Source organism: Streptomyces sp. NPDC034103, from assembly GCF_055575395.1.
In genome coordinates this window covers 66,297-85,541 of sequence record NZ_JBVISS010000007.1, presented here as the reverse complement: position 1 = coordinate 85,541, position 19,245 = coordinate 66,297, and the positions used below count along the sequence as shown (strand labels likewise).

At 71.8% G+C, this 19,245-nt stretch carries 19 protein-coding genes and 1 pseudogene; 8 read left to right on the top strand and 12 right to left on the bottom strand.

Annotation, left to right across the window (positions count from 1 at the left end):
- Positions 1-104 precede the first annotated feature (104 nt).
- Positions 105-1,016, top strand: coding sequence for a Bax inhibitor-1/YccA family protein (locus ACZ56U_RS16730; RefSeq protein ID WP_469084741.1), 912 nt, complete (start codon positions 105-107; stop codon positions 1,014-1,016).
- Between the two features lie 73 nt (positions 1,017-1,089).
- On the opposite strand, the gene ACZ56U_RS16725 is transcribed toward ACZ56U_RS16730, so the two are convergent.
- The gene (locus ACZ56U_RS16725) at positions 1,090-1,320 is read right to left on the bottom strand and encodes a DUF4287 domain-containing protein (protein ID WP_391231647.1); all 231 of its coding nucleotides are present in this window, start codon (positions 1,318-1,320) and stop codon (positions 1,090-1,092) included.
- Positions 1,321-1,453: 133 nt separating this feature from the next.
- On the opposite strand from ACZ56U_RS16725, the gene ACZ56U_RS16720 reads away from it, so the two are divergent.
- The gene (locus ACZ56U_RS16720; RefSeq protein WP_469085051.1) at positions 1,454-1,735 is read left to right on the top strand and encodes a hypothetical protein; all 282 of its coding nucleotides are present in this window, start codon (positions 1,454-1,456) and stop codon (positions 1,733-1,735) included.
- Between the two features lies 1 nt (position 1,736).
- Here ACZ56U_RS16720 and ACZ56U_RS16715 read toward each other — a convergent pair whose 3' ends face one another.
- From ACZ56U_RS16715 to ACZ56U_RS16705, 3 genes are all read right to left on the bottom strand, one after another.
- The gene (locus ACZ56U_RS16715; protein WP_469085050.1) at positions 1,737-2,519 is read right to left on the bottom strand and encodes a hypothetical protein; all 783 of its coding nucleotides are present in this window, start codon (positions 2,517-2,519) and stop codon (positions 1,737-1,739) included.
- A gap of 307 nt (positions 2,520-2,826) precedes the next feature.
- On the bottom strand, positions 2,827-4,047 hold the full coding sequence (locus ACZ56U_RS16710; RefSeq protein WP_469084740.1) for an acetyl-CoA C-acetyltransferase: 1,221 nt from the start codon (positions 4,045-4,047) through the stop codon (positions 2,827-2,829).
- 163 nt (positions 4,048-4,210) lie between these two features.
- Complete coding sequence (locus ACZ56U_RS16705; protein WP_469084739.1) at positions 4,211-5,251, bottom strand: SGNH/GDSL hydrolase family protein; 1,041 nt, start codon at positions 5,249-5,251, stop codon at positions 4,211-4,213.
- A gap of 149 nt (positions 5,252-5,400) precedes the next feature.
- Between ACZ56U_RS16705 and ACZ56U_RS16700 the strand changes: the two genes are divergently transcribed.
- Positions 5,401-6,786 (top strand): cystathionine beta-synthase, encoded by a 1,386-nt coding sequence (locus ACZ56U_RS16700; RefSeq protein WP_469084738.1) that lies wholly within the window; start codon positions 5,401-5,403, stop codon positions 6,784-6,786.
- A 51-nt stretch (positions 6,787-6,837) separates the two neighbouring features.
- On the opposite strand, the gene ACZ56U_RS16695 is transcribed toward ACZ56U_RS16700, so the two are convergent.
- On the bottom strand, positions 6,838-8,307 hold the full coding sequence (locus ACZ56U_RS16695) for a recombinase family protein (RefSeq protein WP_469084737.1): 1,470 nt from the start codon (positions 8,305-8,307) through the stop codon (positions 6,838-6,840).
- Positions 8,308-8,922: 615 nt separating this feature from the next.
- Positions 8,923-9,777, bottom strand: coding sequence for a helix-turn-helix transcriptional regulator (locus tag ACZ56U_RS16690; RefSeq protein WP_469084736.1), 855 nt, complete (start codon positions 9,775-9,777; stop codon positions 8,923-8,925).
- Between the two features lie 150 nt (positions 9,778-9,927).
- Between ACZ56U_RS16690 and ACZ56U_RS16685 the strand changes: the two genes are divergently transcribed.
- Positions 9,928-10,689 (top strand): SDR family oxidoreductase, encoded by a 762-nt coding sequence (locus ACZ56U_RS16685; protein ID WP_469084735.1) that lies wholly within the window; start codon positions 9,928-9,930, stop codon positions 10,687-10,689.
- 9 nt (positions 10,690-10,698) lie between these two features.
- Here ACZ56U_RS16685 and ACZ56U_RS16680 read toward each other — a convergent pair whose 3' ends face one another.
- On the bottom strand, positions 10,699-11,124 hold the full coding sequence (locus ACZ56U_RS16680; protein ID WP_469085049.1) for a hypothetical protein: 426 nt from the start codon (positions 11,122-11,124) through the stop codon (positions 10,699-10,701).
- A 479-nt stretch (positions 11,125-11,603) separates the two neighbouring features.
- Between ACZ56U_RS16680 and ACZ56U_RS16675 the strand changes: the two are divergent.
- The 3 genes and pseudogenes from ACZ56U_RS16675 to ACZ56U_RS16665 form a co-directional block, all read left to right on the top strand.
- Positions 11,604-11,969: pseudogene (locus ACZ56U_RS16675) on the top strand (aromatic amino acid lyase); the annotation flags it as partial.
- Complete coding sequence (locus ACZ56U_RS16670; RefSeq protein ID WP_469084734.1) at positions 11,966-12,838, top strand: MurR/RpiR family transcriptional regulator; 873 nt, start codon at positions 11,966-11,968, stop codon at positions 12,836-12,838. The pseudogene ACZ56U_RS16675 and the gene ACZ56U_RS16670, both read left to right, overlap by 4 nt.
- A 90-nt stretch (positions 12,839-12,928) precedes the next feature.
- Entirely contained in the window at positions 12,929-13,513 is a 585-nt protein-coding gene (locus ACZ56U_RS16665) for a hypothetical protein (protein WP_469084733.1), read from the top strand.
- 11 nt (positions 13,514-13,524) lie between these two features.
- Here the strand turns inward: ACZ56U_RS16665 and ACZ56U_RS16660 are convergent, their stop codons facing one another.
- The 5 genes from ACZ56U_RS16660 to ACZ56U_RS16640 all read right to left on the bottom strand — a co-directional run bounded on the left by ACZ56U_RS16660 (position 13,525) and on the right by ACZ56U_RS16640 (position 17,292).
- Positions 13,525-13,899: a roadblock/LC7 domain-containing protein gene (locus ACZ56U_RS16660; RefSeq protein WP_469084732.1), complete on the bottom strand. Its 375-nt coding sequence runs from the start codon at positions 13,897-13,899 to the stop codon at positions 13,525-13,527.
- A gap of 34 nt (positions 13,900-13,933) precedes the next feature.
- Complete coding sequence (locus ACZ56U_RS16655) at positions 13,934-14,407, bottom strand: roadblock/LC7 domain-containing protein (RefSeq protein WP_469084731.1); 474 nt, start codon at positions 14,405-14,407, stop codon at positions 13,934-13,936.
- A gap of 34 nt (positions 14,408-14,441) precedes the next feature.
- Positions 14,442-15,335, bottom strand: a complete 894-nt coding sequence (locus ACZ56U_RS16650; RefSeq protein WP_469084730.1) for a transcriptional regulator — start codon at positions 15,333-15,335, stop codon at positions 14,442-14,444.
- Positions 15,332-15,718 carry a hypothetical protein gene (locus tag ACZ56U_RS16645; protein WP_469084729.1) on the bottom strand — a complete coding sequence of 129 codons (387 nt, stop codon included), beginning with the start codon at positions 15,716-15,718 and terminating at the stop codon, positions 15,332-15,334. Before ACZ56U_RS16645 ends, ACZ56U_RS16650 begins: the two co-directional genes overlap by 4 nt.
- 188 nt (positions 15,719-15,906) lie before the next feature.
- Entirely contained in the window at positions 15,907-17,292 is a 1,386-nt protein-coding gene (locus tag ACZ56U_RS16640; RefSeq protein ID WP_469084728.1) for a type III PLP-dependent enzyme domain-containing protein, read from the bottom strand.
- Positions 17,293-17,495: 203 nt separating this feature from the next.
- Here ACZ56U_RS16640 and hutU point away from each other — a divergent pair, with 203 nt between their 5' ends.
- Positions 17,496-19,160, top strand: coding sequence for a urocanate hydratase (gene hutU / locus ACZ56U_RS16635; protein WP_469084727.1), 1,665 nt, complete (start codon positions 17,496-17,498; stop codon positions 19,158-19,160).
- The last annotated feature ends 85 nt before the right edge of the window (positions 19,161-19,245 follow it).

The following is a 19,245-nucleotide window of genomic DNA, read 5'->3' as shown; positions in this document are numbered from 1 at the left end:
GCCCAGCACGACGAGGGAAAGATCCTCCCCAAGCACTAGGGTCAATCCTTTGCCTACCTATTACTCTTGAGCCAAGGCCCGGACAGTGGCCATGGAGGAGTGAAATGAGGAGCAGCAACCCGGTCTTCTCGCGACGGGGGTTCAGCCGCGACACCGGCTACGCGGGCTTCAACGCCCAGCCGCAGGCCGGGGGCGCCGCTGTAGGCACGCAGGGCCACCCCTACGCGCAGGGCAACCCGTATGCCCAGCCGCAGGCGGACAACCCCTACGCGCAGAACCCGTACGCCCAGACCGACCCGCAGTACGGCGCGCCGCCGCAGGCCCCGGCCGGCACCGGCCGGATGACGATGGACGACGTCGTCATGCGCACCGGCACCACCCTCGGCATCCTGGTCGTCACGGCCGCGGTCGCCTGGGCGGCCCTGCCGGTCGACGACGCCAACATCAGCCGGTCCTACGGCATCGCCATCGGCGCCGCCCTGATCGGCATGGTCCTGGCGCTGGTCCAGTCGTTCAAGCGCAAGGCCTCGCCCGCGCTGATCGTCTCGTACGCCGCGTTCGAGGGTGTCTTCCTCGGCGTGGTCTCCAGCGTCGTGGACAACCGCATCGCCAGCGGTGCGGCCATGCAGGCGGTGATCGGCACGCTCGCGGTCTTCGCCGCGGTGCTGGTCGCCTACAAGGCGGGCTGGATCCGCGTCAACCGGCGCTTCTACGGCTTCGTGATGGCGGCCGCGCTCGGCTTCGTCCTGCTGATGACGGTGAACCTGCTGTTCGCCGTCTTCGGTGGCGGTGACGGCCTCGGCTTCCGCAGCGGTGGCCTCGGCATCGCGTTCGGTGTCATCGGTGTCCTGCTCGGCGCGTGCTTCCTGGCGCTGGACTTCAAGCAGGTCGAGGACGGCATCGCCTACGGCGCCCCGAAGGAAGAGGCCTGGCTGGCGGCGTTCGGCCTGACGATGACGCTGGTCTGGATCTACCTCGAGTTCCTGAGGCTGATCTCGATCCTCAACAGCGACTGACGCACCCCGCATGCGTGCAAGGGCCCCGGGTTCTCCCGGGGCCCTTTGTCGTCGTGGGGAGGTACGGGCGCGGCTAGAGGAACTTGCGCGCGGCCCTTCTCAGGTCGTACTCGTGGATGAGGGCTTTCGCGTGGCCGTAGGCGAGGTTGTGTTCGTGGCGGAGCCAGCTGACCTTTTCCTCGAAGCGGAAGAGCGCCGGGCCATCTTCGACGGTGCGGAGCCAGTCGGACACTTCACGACCGGTGCAATGGGGGATGCGGGCGAGCAGGTTGCGGTGGGTCTCCTCGGAGAAGACTTGGGACATCGGCGCCTCCGGACGCATGGGATGTAAGCCGGTCCTTCAGGTCACCGTGCCCGAGCGTCGGCCTGTTGGCAACAGTGCCGGTGAGACGCGTTACGGTTGCGCCGTGGTGGATACGACGCGTCTGACCCAGGCTGTGGATCACTTCGCCGACCGCTTGCGGGCGGCCCCCCAAAGTCGCCTCCAGCGAGGGGCGGCCACCGAGGCCCTGGGCCTGGCCAGGGAGTTGGCGCGGCGGGCCCAGCTGATCGAGGAGCCCTCGGCGCGGCCCCGGGAGATGCCGGACGCGGGGATGTTCGCCGCGGCCGACCAGATCACCGTGGCCGTGCACGACTTGGCCCTCGTACTCACGGACGAGGGCCAGGTCGACGAAGCTGTTCGGTTGGTGGAGGAGGCTCAGAAGCGCGCGGGCGTCTGAGTCACAGCGATGCTATGACCCGGTCCGCCAGGATGTAGACGTTCTCCTCGCCGCACGCGAAGGTCAGGGTGTAGGCGCCGGAGATCCCCGAACCGCCCAGCAGTATCGGGCTCTCGCCCGCGGTGAGGGCCGCCGAGAGGCGCTCGGCCGTCTCCTTGTGGCCCGGCGTCATGCACAGGGTGGTGCCGTCGGCGAAGACGTAGACGTCGAGGGTGCCGAGCGGACCCGGGCGCACGTCGGCCAGCTCCACGCGGCCGGCGGCGAGTTCCTCCAGGGTGGCCACGGTGCGCTCATGGTCGTTCACCATCGGCGACTGCACCGGGACGAAGTCCGGGTGGGAGGGGTGCCGGCGGCGGGCCGCGGCCAGTTCCGGGGAGTCCCCGGCGAACTCGTCGACCTCGGACGTCGGCTCGGCGACCGGCTCCAGCGGCTCCAGGCCCACGAAATCGGCCTGCCGGGGCAGGAACAGCTCGCTGTCGGGCAGGCCGAGCAGGGTGGGCGCGTCGGAGGCGTCACGGGCCTCCTGGGCGGCCCAGAACGCGCGCGCCTCGGCGAGCTCCCGCTCCCTCTCCTCGGCGAGCGCCTCGGCCACCGCGGCGCGTATCTCAGCGGCGTCGGCGGAGTGGCGGGCGGCCGGGACGAGACCGCGCGCGGCGGCGGCGTTCGTCTCGGCGAGCTCGGTGTGCAGGGCCGCCACCTGCCGACGCAGCTGCATGAGGGTGCGCAGGACGGCGACGGCGACGCCGCCCGTGGCGGCCGTGGTGACCAGCAAGGCGATCGGCATGGCGCTCACTGACGTACTCCCGGTTCAAAGTCGACCCCCGACTTCCTACATCAGCTTGAAGGGCGGACTATCCCGCTGTCAGTGCGTAACGTCACGAAACGGACAGGACTTTGGGCCCGGGGTTTCGCATGAGATCGGCTCTGACCTGCGTAAATCCCTTCGCGAAGGGAGATAGGTCACATCCTGGGGGAGATTGGATCACAAAACGGCCCAGAACCCCGGTGGTTCAAGGGTTCTGGGCCGCGGCGTCACGGCGGGTGTGCGCGCGACTACGTTCGGCGTTGCGCCGAAGGGATCCCAACTGTCCTTAGCTGAGGCGCTCGATGACCATCGCCATGCCCTGGCCGCCGCCGACGCACATCGTCTCCAGGCCGAACTGCTTGTCGTGGAACTGGAGGGAGTTGATCAGCGTGCCGGTGATGCGGGCGCCGGTCATGCCGAAGGGGTGGCCGACGGCGATGGCACCGCCGTTGACGTTCAGCTTCTCCAGCGGGATGTTCAGATCGCGGTAGGAGGGGATCACCTGGGCCGCGAACGCCTCGTTGATCTCGACCAGGTCGATGTCGTCGATGGTGAGGCCGGCGCGGCGCAGCGCCTGCTGCGAGGCCTCCACCGGACCGAGGCCCATGATCTCGGGGGACAGGCCCGAGACGCCGGTGGAGACGATGCGGGCGAGCGGGGTGAGACCGAGCTCGCGGGCCTTGGTGTCGGACATGATCACGACCGCGGCGGCGCCGTCGTTCAGCGGGCAGCAGTTGCCGGCGGTGACGAGTCCGTCGGGGCGGAAGACCGGCTTCAGGCCGCCGACCGCGTCCAGGGTGACGCCGGCGCGCGGGCCGTCGTCCTTGGCGACGACCGTGCCGTCGGGCAGCGTGACCGGGGTGATCTCGCGCTCCCAGAAGCCGTTCTTGATGGCTTCCTCGGCGAGGTTCTGCGAGCGGACGCCGAACTCGTCCATGTCCTGGCGGGTGACGCCCTTCCAGCGGGCCAGGTTCTCGGCGGTCTGGCCCATCGCGATATAGGCGTCCGGCACCAGGCCGTCCTCGCGCGGGTCGTGCCAGGCCGTGCCCTCCTGCTGGGCGACCTCGGCGGTGCGCGCCTCGGCCTCGGCGAAGAACGGGTTGTGCGTGTCGGGCAGGCTGTCGGAGTTGCCCTTGGTGAAGCGGGAGACCATCTCGACGCCGGCCGAGATGAAGACGTCGCCCTCGCCGGCCTTGATGGCGTGCAGGGCCATGCGGCTCGTCTGCAGCGACGAGGAGCAGTAGCGGGTGACCGTACAGCCGGGGAGGTGGTCCATCCCCATCTGCACGGCGACGATCCGGCCGAGGTTGTTGCCCTGCTCGCCGCCGGGCAGACCACAGCCGAGCATCAGGTCGTCGATGTCGCGCGGGTCCAGCTCGGGGACCTTGGCGAGGGCCGCCTGGATGATCGTGGCGGTGAGGTCGTCCGGGCGGAGGTCCTTCAGGGAGCCCTTGAAGGCGCGGCCGATGGGAGAGCGGGCGGTCGAGACGATCACGGCTTCGGGCATCACGGCTCCATGGGCGGGGGTCTTCGGGCAGGGCTGGTTGGGAAGTTACCCGTACGTATGGGCGAGGTCACGGGTGCGGCGGTGTGACCCTGGCCGCAATTTTCTAAGCGCTTGCTTTTCTCGGTGTCCGCCGGGCACGCCCCCCGGGGGAGCGGCCTCGGCCTCAGACGCCCGTCTGGCTGCTCGGCGAAGGCACCGCCTCCGCTTCCTGCACCCTCCGCCGCCGCCTGCGCTTCAGCAGCGCCCACGGTCCCTTCGGACCGGTCGGCATCGCCGCCGCGACCTCCGTGCCGGGCTCCGCGACCGCCTCCGCGGCCGCCTGAGCCACCGGCAGGAAGCCCTCGCGACGGCTCACGTCCGGGCGCTCCTCGTCGGCCGGCCACAGACCGAGCGCCGCACAGACCGTCGGCAGCACCGCCATCGCCGCCGTGGCGTAGCCCTCCGCCGACGGGTGGTAGTTGTCGGGGCCGAACAGCTCACGGGGGTTCGCCGCGAACTCCGGGCCCAGCAGGTCGCCCAGCGACACCGTGCGGCCGCCCTGCTCGACCGTGCCGATCGTCTGGGCGGCCGCCAGCTGGCGGGAGGCCCGGCGGGCCAGCCAGCGCAACGGCTGCTGGACCTGCTCGACCGTGCCGAGGTCGGGACAGGTGCCCACCACCACCTCCGCACCCGCCGTACGCAGCCGGCGCACCGCCGCCGAGAGATGGCGCACCGACCGGGTGGGCGGCATGCGGTGGGTGACGTCGTTCGCCCCGATCATGATCACGCAGATGTCGGGCAGCCGTTCGGGGTCCGCGAGGACGAGGGCCACCTGGCGGTCCAGGTCGTCGGAGCAGGCACCCGGCAGAGCCACGTTGCGCAGGTCCACCGGGCGTTCCGCCACCGCCGCCAGCCCCGAGGCCAGCAGCGCGCCCGGGGTCTGGCCCGAGCGGCGCACACCCTGGCCCGCGGCCGTGGAGTCCCCCAGCATCGTGAACCGCAGGGGGGGCACCCCCGGGGTGGAGTAGGACAGGCCGTACAGGCCGTGCGCGTTGGGCACCCGCGGCGCGGCGCCGTGGCCGTTGCCCACCTGCCGTCTGGCCAGCCGCACCTCGGCCAGCACCAGGCCCACGGCCGCCGCGCCCACCAGACCGATCCCGCCGCCGCCGTATGCCGCGCCGGCCGCGATCCGTCGGGCCACCCTCGCCCTCGACATGCTCGTCATACGTCGCCGCCACCTCCGTGCTAGCCGTACACCCACTCCTTGCCCCGTACCGGCGGTCGTCCAATCTCGACGGGGAGTGAACGTCCGCTGCGGGCTTTAGGCTGGCGGAACCACTACGACCACATCTTTTGCGGCATCCGGAGACAACGGTGCAATTCCACGACTCGATGATCAGCCTCGTCGGCAACACCCCGCTGGTGAGGCTCAACAATGTCACCAAGGGCATCCAGGCCACCGTCCTCGCCAAGGTGGAGTACTTCAACCCCGGCGGTTCCGTGAAGGACCGCATCGCACTGCGCATGATCGAGGCGGCGGAGGAGAGCGGCGCGCTCAAGCCCGGGGGCACGATCGTGGAGCCGACCAGCGGCAACACCGGGGTCGGCCTCGCCATCGTGGCGCAGCAGAAGGGGTACAAGTGCATCTTCGTGTGCCCCGACAAGGTGAGCACCGACAAGATCAACGTGCTGCGGGCCTACGGGGCCGAGGTCGTGGTCTGCCCGACCGCCGTCGACCCGGAGCACCCGGACTCGTACTACAACGTCTCCGACCGGCTGGTGCGCGAGACGCCGGGCGCGTGGAAGCCCGACCAGTACTCCAACCCCAACAACCCGCTCTCCCACTACCACTCCACCGGCCCCGAGCTGTGGGAGCAGACGGAGGGGAAGATCACCCACTTCGTCACGGGTGTGGGCACCGGCGGCACCATCTCCGGCACCGGCCGCTACCTGAAGGACGCCAGCGACGGCAAGGTCAAGGTCATCGGCGCCGACCCCGAGGGGTCCGTGTACTCGGGCGGTTCGGGACGGCCGTACCTCGTCGAGGGCGTCGGTGAGGACTTCTGGCCGACCGCCTACGACCGGACCGTCGCCGACGAGATCGTCGCCGTCTCCGACAAGGACTCCTTCCAGATGACCCGCCGCCTGGCCAAGGAGGAGGGACTCCTGGTCGGCGGCTCCTGCGGCATGGCCGTCGTGGCGGCACTGCGCGTGGCCGAACGGCTCGGCCCCGACGACGTCGTGGTCGTGCTGCTGCCGGACAGCGGGCGCGGGTACCTGTCGAAGATCTTCAACGACGAGTGGCTGGCGTCCTACGGATTCCTGGAGGAGTCGGAGCCGACCGCGAGCGTCGCGGATGTCCTGAGGTACAAGGCGGGCGCCATTCCCAGCCTGGTCCACATGCACCCGGACGAGACGGTCGGTCAGGCCATCGAGGTGCTGCACGAGTACGGCGTCTCCCAGATGCCGGTGGTCAAGCCGGGGGCCGGGCACCCCGATGTCATGGCGGCGGAGGTGGTCGGCTCCATCGTCGAACGGGACCTCCTGGACGCCCTGTTCACCCAGCGCGCCTCCCTCACCGACCCGCTGGAGAAGCACATGTCGTCGCCTCTTCCGCAGGTGGGATCGGGTGAGCCGATCGAAGACCTGATGGCGGTCCTGGGCCGTGCGGACGCCGCGATCGTGCTGGTCGAGGGCAAGCCGACCGGAGTGGTGACGCGTCAGGACCTTCTCGCGTACATGGCGCGCCCCGCTCAGTGAGGCGGACGGGGGTGCCGTACTCGAGAACGACACCCCCGGAAGCCCTGCTGCTCAGCTCACGGGCGTGATCCGAAGGAGCCCGGGATCGAACGCGGCGCGACGCGGCCGACCGGGCGGAAGCGGCAGGACGGTGACCCACCGCAGAACGCTGCCGGCCGCCGCCCGCCGCTGTTCCAGGCTCATCACGGGCCAGTGCGACGAGTCCCAGCCGGTCAGGCTTTCCTGCCGGATGCGGTGGTGCTCCTCACGGGCCGTTTCCAACCCCGAGATCCGGGTCTGGAGATCGGCCGCCTGTTCCTGCCCGACGGAATCCCGTTTGCTGATCAGGGACTGGAGCAGGGGAGTTCCGGCCCACTCCGGTTGTTCCGGGCCGACGGCGGCGCGGTGCTCGTCGATCAGGGAGAGCACGGCTGCCTCGACGCAGCGATCCACGTCACGGACGTTGCGCGCGGTGCCCCCGCAGTCCAGGGCGGTACACACGTACACGGCGTTGTCGGGGTTGGCCGGCGTCGGCCGGGCGCAACCGCCCATCTTGGAGTTGCACGGAGTGCCGTCCTCTCGGACGGCGCCACAGCGCACGTACCCACTGAACAGGTACTTGCGGAGGCTCTGGGGCTCGCCTCCCGGCGGCGGACTGCTGTTCGTCAGGCGGGTGCCTCTTTTCGAACCGCGCTGTCGGGAGAGTTCCACCAGCGCCTCCCACTCCTCGACGGCCGCGGGGGCGTCCCACTGGCCGACAACCGGTGCGCCGGTGGCGGGGTCCCGGACGAGTGCGCCGTGGATGGCCCGGTAGCCGCACATCACAGGGTTGACCAAGGCCTGGCGCACCGTCGCTCCGCTCCATCGGTTCCCCGAAGCGGTCGGGATGCTCTGTGCATTGAGGTGCCTGGCGATGGCGTTCCAGCTCGTTCCCCGCAGCGCGGATTCGATCATTTCCCGGAGAACAGGCCATTCCTCGGGATCCTTGTACATGTTGATCTTGATCCCCGACCGGGGATCGGGCGGAAGCCAGCCAAAGCGTCTGCGTCCGCCCGGCGTCCCGCCGTCGATGGCCCGCCGCCGGATGTGGCGCTCGATGCGCTCCTTCGTCCTCCATACCTCACCATCACTGGTGACGGCGTCTTCGGGGCTGCGCTTCGAGTGAAGGTCGAAGACGGCCCGCCGCTCGATGAACAGCCCTTCCTCGGTCACGGTGACAGCCTGACGGACCCTGGCGAAGTCCGGGGCCAGCCGCCATACGCGTTCATGTTCCGTGGCGATGAGAGCCTGGACCGGGAAGCCCTCGGTCGTCCTCCGGCAGTGGAGCGCGTCGGTCATTTCCGTGAATGCCGGCCGCCCGATGGTCGGCTGCGCGGCCGTCAGCCCGTTGTCCTCGTAGAACTTGACGACGGCCACCCCGAACGCGTCGGCCGTCTCGCGGTTCTCCTCATGCTGGTGCCGAATGCCCGTTCCGGCCGCTCGGCCCTGGGCCAGAACGGCGGACCGCGTGCTCTGGTCGGCGCTGATCCGGGCGTAGTCCACTGCGGGTATCCGCCCGGCGAGCCACTCCTCGAAGGTGCGCCCGGTTTTCAGCGCCGAGACGAGCGAGGGGTTGAGGAAGCTCCTGGACCAGCCCGACATGCGAGTACCTCTTCGAGTGCGGATGACGTGTTCGGGACACCTCGGAATATGCGGGTGCGGGACGGGACTCGGGAGTGGATGGCCGACTGGTTCCGCAGATCGGGTGAAAGAAGGGGCGCTGATTGACGTCGTGGCCGGGTCGGAGCCAACCTTCCTCGCCAAGGGCGGGAAGTGACGGTGAACGTCCGGTGAACCGGCGGGGCGGCAGGCGGACTTCCGTTTGCCTACCGAAGTGGTGGACTTCGCGGAAGTGGTACGAGCGTGTCACGTCCGCGCAGCACACGCTTAACACGGGTCCGGCAGATTAGGGGATGTCGGCAGGGCGGGAGCGGCTCCCCGCCCAGGCCGGCACCGAAACGGCGTCACAGGACCTCCGGAGCGGCTCCCGGACCTCCACAGACGCCTCGGACGCGAGGCCCGGCCTGACCCGGTCAGCGTCCCTCGCGGGGACCGCCGTCGTCCCGCCCCCCGGCAACGGGGGTGCGGCGGTCCCCGCGAAAGTCTTTTCCGGGACCTTCAACGCACCTCGGCGGAAGCCCAACTCCCGAGCAGCGCCAGCCTCTCCGCCGTCTCCGACCCCGGCTCCGGCGTGTACACCAGCAGCGTCAGATCGCCTTCTCCCGGGAGCGTCAGCGTCTCGTACGGGAAGACCAGCCGGCCCGCGACCGGGTGCTGGACGCGCTTCACGCCATAGGCGCACTCCCTGACCTGGTGGTCGGCCCACAGGCGGCGGAAGTCCTCGCTCTTGAGGGAGAGTTCGCCGACGAGTGCGGTGAGTCCCGGGTCGTTCTGGTGGTGTCCCGCCTGGACCCGCAGATGGGCCACGCACTGGGCGGCCACCGCTTGCCACTCCGGGTAGAAGTCGTGGGCCGCGGGGTCGAGGAAGACCTGGCGGGGGATGCTGCGGGTCTCGGCCGTCGTATCGCTGTAGCCGAAGACGGCGTCGGCCAGGGCGTTCCAGGCCAGGACGGTCATACGGTGGTCCAGGACGAAGGCCGGGGTGCGGTCCACGCTGTCGAGCAGCAGCTGGATGCCCGCGCGGACCCGGGGCTCGGCCGGGCGTGCGCCCTGTCTGCGGGGGCGGGCCACCGCGTGCAGATAGGCGCGTTCCGTCTCGTCGAGGCGCAGTACGCGAGCGACGGCGTCCAGGACGGCATCGGAGACTCCCCCAGACTTCGTCCGGGAGGGGCCCCCAGGGCCTCTGCCCTGTTCCAGACGGATGTAGTAGTCGACGCTCACGCCCGCCAGCTGGGCGACCTCCTCCCGGCGCAGACCGGGTACGCGGCGCCGCCCGTGCGAGGGCAGTCCCACCTCCTCCGGCTGGATACGAGCACGGCGTGTGCGCAGAAAGTCTCCGAGGTCCCCGTCCATGAGTTCGATCGTAGGGGAGCGGCGGGAGGTGAACCTGGTACTGGCAGACCCAGGAAAAGCTCATCCCTGGGTACGGCGGACCGAGCGGCGCAGGGTGGTGGTCGTCGCCGGGGGTGCCCGGCGGACTTCCGACCACCGAGGAGCACCGCAATGTCGTACGAGAACCTGTCCGGCCGTACCGCCGTCGTCACCGGGGCCGCGAGCGGGATCGGTGAGGCCATCGCCGTACTCCTGGCCGCGCAGGGTGCGAAGGTCGCGCTGCTGGCGCGGCGTCAGGAGCGGCTGGACGCCGTCGTGGAGAAGATCCGGGCCGATGGCGGGCAGGCGCTCGCCGTGGTCGCCGATGTGACCGACGAGGGTGCGGTGGACGCGGCCGTCGAGCGGATCCATGCCGCCTACGGGGCTGTCGACCTGGTGGTGAACTCGGCGGGCGTCATGCTGCCGAACCCGGTCGACGACGGGCGCGCCGACGAGTGGCAGCGGATGATCGACACCAATGTCACCGGGGTGCTGCGGATGATCCGGGCCTTCACGGCGGATCTGGTGGGCACCGCCGCCGAGGGGCGGACCGCGGACCTCGTGAACATCTCGTCCATCGGCGCGCACATCACGTTCCCCAACTACGCGGTGTACGGGGCCACCAAGGCCGCGCTGACCTATCTCTCGCAGTCCCTGCGGGGTGAGTTCGGGCCGCGCGACGTGCGGGTCACCAACGTCGAGCCGGGGCTGACGCAGACCGAGCTCGCCTCGCACATCGACAGCGACGGGCTGCGGGAGCAGATCGGCGGGATGGTCGACGCGGTGGGCACGCTGTCGGCCGAGGAGGTCGCCGACGTCGTCGCGTACGTCACCAGCCGTCCCCGGCACGTCAACCTGCGGCAGATCATGGTGCTGCCGACCCGGCAGGCGTGACCCGTCCGGTCAGTCCTCCCAGGCGTCGTCGCCCTTGTGGTGACGACGGCCCCGGAACAGCTCCGGGTTGGAGCGCACCGCCTGGAAGGCGTTCACCCCCACGATGCCCGCCCAGGCGACCAGCAGACCCGGGAGGTGCGCCACCCCGCCGCCGATCGCGGACAGCGGGATCGCCAGGACCAGCGAGACGATGCCGAAGCCGAACCGCTCCCCCCAGGAGTCCGTGGGCTTCGGCGACCGGGAGCCCCGGGCCACCACCATCTGCTGCTCGGCCAGCTGCCGACGTACCCGGCGCTCCACCGCGCCGTCGATGCGCTGGTCGACCTTCTCGAGGAAGGAGTCGACCAGCGCGGACTCGTACTCCTCGCCCAGTTCCCTGCGTGCCTGCAAGGTGGCGTCGAGTTCCTTCTTCAGGTCGGCGTCCCGCGCGTCCATTCCGGTCATGGAACCCAAGGTAGGCAGCGCCCGCGCCCCCCGCACTGGGGATATCCCCCCTGTTCGTGGTCGGGGCCGCCGGGTCTGTCCCGGGGGGAGCGGGTCGCGCCGGATCATGAGATGCCCTTGCCCGGCTGTATAACGGCATGCAGAGTTCTTGGTAGCTGAATAGGTTGTCAACGGGTGGGTCCGGGTGCGGAGCGACGGATGACCGCGCGGCAGGATCGGATGCCCGCGGCGAGGGGAGTTCGGGCTTGATGTCGTCTCGGGTCGTGGAGGCGCCGGGTGCGGTGGACGCCGGCCCGGTCGTCCTCGACGGGATCGGACTCGGGGTCGAGGACGTCGTACGCCTCGCCGACGGCACGGCGCGGCCGGTGCCCGGGACGGATGCGATGAAGCGGGTGGCCGAGTCCTGGGACGCCGCCCGGCGGATCGCCGCGACCGGCCGCGTCTACGGCCGTTCCACCGGCGTCGGCGCGAAGTACGCCGCCGGTGCCGCCCTCGGTGATCTGCGGGCCTTCTCGGCGCCCGCGTCGCTCGGGCACGCTGTACTCTCCCGGGGCGTCGAGGAACAGGCCGGCTTCGCCTCCCTCGCCGCACGTCAGACGCTGCGCGCGTGCGGTGCGTACCGTCTGGTGGTGGGCTGCGCACTCGTCGCCGCCGTACGGGCGCTGCGCATGCGCGACCACGGTCCCGATCCGGACCTCCCGGTGGGCCGCGCGCTGGAGCTGGCCATGTCGGTGCTCGACGAGGACCAGGCCGACCGGCCGCTCACGCACGACGTGACGGTGGCGGCCGCACTGCTGGACCGGTTCACGGACATCTGGAGGGGGAGCGCGTCATGAGCGCGGAGGAGACGGCGGGGCAGGCAACGGTCACCGCCGACAGCCCGGCCGCACGGCTGCAGGCCCTCTTCGAGGGGCACCGGCTCACCCCGACCCAGCGCCGCATCGCGCACAGCATGGTGCGCCGGGCGGCCGACGTGCCGTTCCTGTCCAGCGTCGAGCTGGCCGAGCTGGCGGGGGTCAGCCAGCCGTCCGTGACCCGCTTCGCGGTCGCCCTCGGCTTCGACGGCTACCCCGCCCTGCGCAGGCACCTGCGCGAGGTCGCGCCCGCCGAGCAGAGCGCGGAGGCGGTGGCCCGCAACGAGTACCAGCAGGCCGTCGAGGCCGAGATCGAGAACCTCCGGCACCTCGCGGACCTGCTCGCCGACCCCCGGCCCGTGCGGAAGGCGGGACGGCTGCTGGCGGCGTCCCGGCCGCTGCCGGTGCTGGGGCTGCGGGCGGCGGCCTCGCAGGCGTACGGGTTCGCGTACTTCGCCGCCAAGGTCCACCCGGACGTCCGGCTGCTCCACGAGGGCGGCACGATGATCCACGACCGGATCGACGCCGCGGTACGGGCCGGTGCCTCGACGCTGCTGTGCTTCGCGCTGCCCCGGCACCCCCGCGAGGTCGTGGACACCCTCGGGTACGCCAAGGAGGCCGGGCTGAGCGTCGTGACCGTCGCCGACTCCGCGTTCGCGCCGGTCGCCAAGGTCTCCGACCTGCTGCTGCCGGCCGCCGTCGGCACCGGGCTCGCCTTCGACACCGCGTGCGCGCCGATGCTGCTCGGGCGGGTGCTGCTGGAGGCGATGTGCGACCACCTGCCCGAGGCGCAGGCCAGGCTGGAGGAGTTCGACGCGAAGGCGGCGGCGCGCGGGCTGTTCGTGGAGTGACGCCCGGGCGGGCTTTTCATGCTCGTCTCACGTTCGCCCGTTAGTCTGCCCGGTCATCAGGACTGTGCCAGGACGACGAGGAGGCTGGACGTGGCACGCGGAGGTCAAGGGCTCGCTCGGGTGGCCGTCGTGGTCCGCGCCGGGGCGGCGCCCCTGTGGTGGGCCGGAGTGTTCGCGGCGGGTGTCGGGCTGCTGGTGCCGGGACTGACCGGGCGCCGGATCGGGGTTCTGGCGGGGGCGGCGTTGTTCCTCGTCGCCGCCGCCCTCGTGGCGTACCGCGGGCGCGGGCGCTACACCGCTCTCTCGCGCGATGCCGCCCGGGCCGGCAAGCACGATGTGCTCCAGGACCGGGCCGTGACCGTGCGCAACTGGCGGCACGGGCACCGCTGGTGGGTGCTGCTCGCCTGGCTGGCGGCCCTCGGCGCCAACGTCGCCGTGCCGGTCGCGGGCGGCCTGCTGCTCGCCGGGACCGGTGTCGGGCTGTGGCTGAAGGCCGGGTGGATCGGGCGCCGTGAGCGGGACGGGGAGGCGCTGCTGTGGGTGCGGGTCGACTGGCTCGACGCGCGCGGCGGACGCCCGGCCGGCAAGGCGGTCCGGGCGTACCGCGGCACCGGCGTCGCGGCGGGCGACGCGGCCCCGGGCGGGGCCCGCCGTCGCACCGCGGCGCTGGTCTGAGCGTCGGGCCCTCAGACCTCCAGGTCCTCCTCGATCCGCTTCAGCTGATGGCGGGCCATCGCCAGGTTGGAGCGCTTGGCGTCGAGCACCAGGTGGAGGAACAGACCGTTGCCGCCGCGTCCGGCCATCAGCCGGATCAGGTGGTACTGGTCGGAGAGCGTGATCAGGATGTCCTCGATCTGGCCCTTGAGGCCCAGGTGCTCCATGGTGCGCAGCTTGGCGCGCACCACGTCGGTGTTGCCGGCGGCGGCGACGTTGAGGTCGAAGCTCTTGCTGCCGCCCATCGTGCCGAGCGCCATGCCGCTGGTGTAGTCCACGAGGGCGACTCCGGTCGCGCCCTCGATGGAGGCGAGTGCTTCCTTCAGGCAGGTTTCGGTGTTGGCCATGACGGTATGTCCCTCTTTCCGGGGTTGTTCGGTTTCAACTTTCCGTGGATGCGCGCGGGTTGGTCGTGCGTGGGGGGCGCGCCGTTCGGTTGCGTGCGGTGGCGGGTCTGGCGGGCTTCGCGGGTGCCTCGGCGGGCGGGCGGGCGTCGACGACCTCCCCGATCCGGGCGCCGGCGCGCCGGCCCTCCAGATGGAGGCGTCCGACGCTCACACCGTCCGGGGCGAGCAGGGTGAGGACCGCGGTACGGCCCGCGGCGTACGTCGACACATAGCCGTAGGACCCGCGCACCAGCAGCTCGCGGAAGTCGCCCTGGCCGGTGGCGTCCGCCAGCCGTACGGCGACGCCGAGCGCGGCCGCGGTCAGGGCGGCCATGCCCTCGGGCTCGACACCGGGGGTGTCCTGGGCGATCACGAGGCCGTCCACGCTCGCCGCCAGGGCGCCGGTGAGCTGCGGGACGCGGCTGCGCAGCCGGCGCAGCTCGTCGAGGATCTCGGGGTCGGTGGCCATCAGGTCTCTCCCCTCGGCGCGGGTCCGCTGCCGTTCAAAGGGACTCCAGCGCATCCCTGAGCCTCTTCAACAACGCGATGTCGGGGTCGGCGACCTCGGGTGGGGTTGCCGCGGGGTGCGGGGCGGGGCCGCGGACGGCCAGGGGGATCGGGGCGCCGCGGGCCGGGACGGCGGGGGGTCGGGGCGGGGGTGCCGGGGCCGGGGTCCGCGGGTCGCGGGTGACGACTCCGGCCGCCGCCATCCGCCGCAGGTCCACCAGGGTGTGAAAGGCCGGGCGGCCGAGCGCGCGGGCGATGTCCGGCCCGGTGCGGGAGCCGTCGATCAGGTCCAGCACCGCCCGCTGCCGGGCGCTGAGACCGGGGGCCGCGAGGGTGTCGGCGCGCAGCAGGGCCGCCTCGTCGGTCCCCGGGTCGGGCCAGATGCGGTGCAGCAGGTCCCGGCGGCGCAGCGTCTCGTGCTCCAGGGCGGTCACCGTGACCGGGTGGACGGCACCGAGGCGGCCCGCGCTGGTGTACCGGAAGTGGCCCGGGCTGCTGCTGGGCGCCAGGGCGAAGTAGGCCGCGTCGTACAGCGCCTCCAGGTGGCACAGCTCCAGCGCGCCCCGGGTGAGCTGGCCGCGCCCGGCCAGCAGCAGGCCGGCGCCGGGCGGGCCGTCGGCCTCGGCGACCGCCTGCCGCCAGGTGGCGCCGTCGAGGGTGCCGCGGGCGGTGAGGAGCACGTCGAGGCCCGGTGCCAGGGGGCTGTCGGCGTGCACCACCCGGCCCTCGGACAGATGCAGGGTGCCGCGCTCGCGGACCAGCACGCCGGTGGCCCGCTCGGCGGCGAGCCGGGTCAGCATCGGCGAGACGCCGCCCCACGCCCGGACCTGGGCCTCCGTCTTGTCGCGCACCGGCAGCCGGGGCGGCGGTGTCGTTCTCAGCGCGGTCATCCCAGCACCAGCCGTCCGGTCATCTCGCCGAGCCGGATGCGGGCCAGCGCGAGGTTGCCGTCCACGCGGGCCAGCCACAGGTGCAGAAAGACGCTGCTGTCGAAGGAGGTCCGTACGAAACGCAGGATGTGGTAGCTGTCCCGGTTGCTGATGATCACGTCCTCGACCGGGGGGTCGGCCAGGTCGTCGTCGGCGGCGAACGCCCGGTGTTCGGCGGCCAGTCGGGCCAGCTCGGCGGCTTCCGCTGCGGCCGCCTCCTGGTCACCGCCCGGTGACTCCCCGGCGGTGCCCAGGGCCAGCCCGCTCGTCCAGTCGACCAGGGCGACGCCCCGGGCACCGGGTAGTTGCATGGCTTCGAGCAGACACTCGTCGATTCCGGGCACCGCGTGTTCCCCTCCCGCATGGGGTTCGGCTGAGTGACGCCGAAGCTACGCAGTGTGTGCGCGAGAGGTGAGGGTTCTGGCATTTTCCGGTGGAACATGCGTGGGACGGCTAAGGTGGGTCAACTGAGCTCGTTTTCCGAACAGTTGATCCGTATGTCCACCGGCGTGCGTCAAGGGCGCGCGGTTGCTCAGAGGGCGGTGAGCGCGGAGGCGTGCGCCCCACCGGATTCGGCCACGATCTCGTCGAGCGTCTGCGGCGCCCGTACGGTCGCGAAGGCGACCCCGCCGCCCCCGTCGGGCGCGAAACCGTAGATCCCGGGCCGGGCGAGGGAGTTGTACGCGTAGTGGTGCGCGACGTAGTACGCCCCCGTGTCCAGCGCCGCCGCGTGGTCGCCCTGCTCCAGGAGCGGCAGCGCGCGCCCCTGGGCGAGGAGGTCGCCCGAGAAGCAGGCGGGCCCGGCGATGTCCTGCACCACCTCGGGCCCCTCCTTGGGCCGCCCCTTCGCGTCGTAGGCCGCGATCCTGAGCGGCCACGACGCCGGCGCGTAGACCGTCCGCGTCGCCACCTGCACGCCGGCGTGCGTCACCGCCACGTGACGGCCGCCCGCGCTCTTGGCGTACTCGACCCGGGCCACCACGGTCCCGTGCTTGGCCAGCAGCGACCGGCCGAACTCGGTCACCAGCCCGTACCGCCCGTCGAACAGCCCCGGCACCGCCTCGCTCAGCAGGCGCGCGTACTGCGCGTACGTCGGCGTCGTCGCGTCCGAGCCGAAGTTCACCGGCAGCCCGCCGCCGATGTCGAGCGTGTCGATCTGACGGCGCCCGAGGCGGCGGTTGATCTCCTCGGCGAGCGTGTACGCCTCGGCGACGCCCTGCGCCATCAGGGACAGCGGGATGCCCTGCGAGCCGGTGTGCGTGTGCAGCCGGGTGAGCCAGGGGCGGTCGGCGTAGGCGCGCACCAGCCACTCCCGGGCGCCCGCGTCCCGCAGGCCCACCCCGAACTTCGAGGTCGCCGTGGCCGTCGACGTCGCCCCGATGGAACCCCCGCCGACCTGCGGGTTGACCCGGATCCCGAGCGGTGAGCGGCTGGTCGCCGACCGCATGAGGGCGTCGATGCGGTCCAGCTCCTGCGGGTTGTCCGCGTTCACGGCGATCCCCAGCGCCAGCGCCTCCCGCAGCTCGGCCGGTGTCTTGGCGGGCGAGTCCAGGACGGTCGCCTCGGGACGCAGCCCGGCCGCCCGCGCCAGCGCCAGCTCGCCGGGGCTCGCCACCTCCGCCCCGATCCCGGCCTCCCGCAGCAGCCGCAGCACCGGCACCAGCGGGGTGGCCTTCACCGCGAAGGCGTGCAGCACCGGGGTGCCGGGCGCGGTGACCGCGTCGAACGCCGCCCGCAGCTCCGCCGCCGACTCCCGGATGCCCGGCACGTCCAGCAGGCCCACGATGGGGGAGTCCGGGCCCAACAGCCTCTGCTCCACCGCGGCCCGTACCGCCTCGTCCCGCCGCGCCGCGCGCGTCCTGCCCGTCCCGTTGCCGTCGTCCACGCCGTCCCCCGTGAGGTCGTTGTCCGCGCCCATGCGTCCAGCCAAACACCCGTTCCGCGTCCGCGCCGCGGGACCGCCCTATTGACTAGGTCTATTCAGAAAGTCAGGATGTGAATAACAGCCACACAATGCGCGGCCACACACTGCGCGGCTGGACCGTGCGCGGCCAGACGGTCCGCGACCGCGCGATCCCAGGCAACACATCCACGGCAGCCCGATCCGCCAGGAGGCAGACCATGTCAGGACCCCGCCCCGTCCGAGCGCCCCGCGGTACGGAACTGAGCGCCCTGGGATGGCAGCAGGAAGCCGCCCTGCGGATGCTCCAGAACAACCTCGACCCCGAGGTCGCCGAGCACCCCGACAAGCTCGTCGTCTACGGCGGCACCGGCAAGGCGGCCCGCGACTGGCGCTCCTTCGACGCCATGGTCCGCACCCTGCGGACGCTGAAGCAGGACGAGACGATGCTCGTCCAGTCCGGCCGCCCGGTCGGGGTCATGCAGACCCACGAGTGGGCCCCGCGCGTCCTCATCGCCAACTCCAACCTCGTCGGCGACTGGGCGAACTGGGAGGAGTTCCGCCGCCTGGAGGCCCTCGGCCTGACCATGTACGGCCAGATGACCGCCGGTTCCTGGATCTACATCGGCACCCAGGGCATCCTCCAGGGCACCTACGAGACGTTCTCCGCCGTCGCCGCCAAGAAGTTCGGCGGCACCCTCGCCGGGACCATCACCCTCACCGCCGGCCTCGGCGGCATGGGCGGCGCCCAGCCCCTCGCGGTCACCATGAACGACGGTGTCGCCATCTGCATCGACTGCGACCCGCGCGCCATCGACCGCCGCATCGAGCACCGCTACCTGGACGTGCGGGCCGACAGCCTGGAGCACGCCCTCCAGCTCGCCGTCGAGGCCCGTGACGCCCGCCGCCCGCTCTCCATCGGTCTGCTGGGCAACGCCGCCGAGCTGCTGCCGCGCATGCTCGCCGAAGGCGCCCCCATCGACATCGTCACCGACCAGACCTCGGCGCACGACCCGCTGGCCTACCTCCCGACCGGCATGGCCTTCGAGGACATGGCGGACGCGGCGGCCAAGGACCCGGCGGGCTTCACCACCCGCGCCCGCGAGTCGATGGCCCGGCACGTCGAGGCGATGGTCGGCTTCCTGGACGCCGGCGCGGAGGTCTTCGACTACGGCAACTCGATCCGGGGCGAGGCCCAACTCGCCGGGTACGAGCGGGCGTTCGCCTTCCCCGGCTTCGTCCCCGCCTACATCCGCCCGCTGTTCTGCGAGGGCAAGGGCCCCTTCCGCTGGGCGGCGCTCTCGGGCGAGGCGTCCGACATCGCCAAGACCGACAAGGCGATCCTGGAGCTGTTCCCCGAGAACGAGTCCCTCGCCCGCTGGATCAAGATGGCCGGCGAGCGGGTCCACTTCCAGGGGCTGCCCGCCCGGATCTGCTGGCTCGGCTACGGCGAGCGGGACAAGGCCGGCGAACGGTTCAACGACATGGTCGCGAGCGGCGAGCTGGCGGCGCCCCTGGCGATCGGGCGGGACCACCTGGACGCCGGGTCCGTCGCCTCCCCCTACCGGGAGACCGAGGCCATGCTCGACGGGTCCGACGCGATCGCCGACTGGCCGCTGCTGAACGCCATGGTCAACGTGGCCTCGGGGGCTTCCTGGGTGTCCATCCACCACGGTGGCGGCGTGGGCATGGGCCGGTCCATCCACGCCGGTCAGGTGACGGTGGCCGACGGCACGAAGCTGGGCGGCGAGAAGGTGCGCCGGGTCCTGACGAACGACCCCGGCATGGGCGTCATCCGGCACGTGGACGCCGGGTACGACATCGCGGAGTCGGTGGCGGACGAGCGCGGTGTGCGGGTGCCGATGCGTGAAGGTGACTCGGCGTGACGGAACGCGGCAAACCCCGGGTGGAGGCCGAGGTCCCGCCGGCGGGCGGGGACGCGGGCCCGCGAGCTGTGCGGCCCGGCGCCTC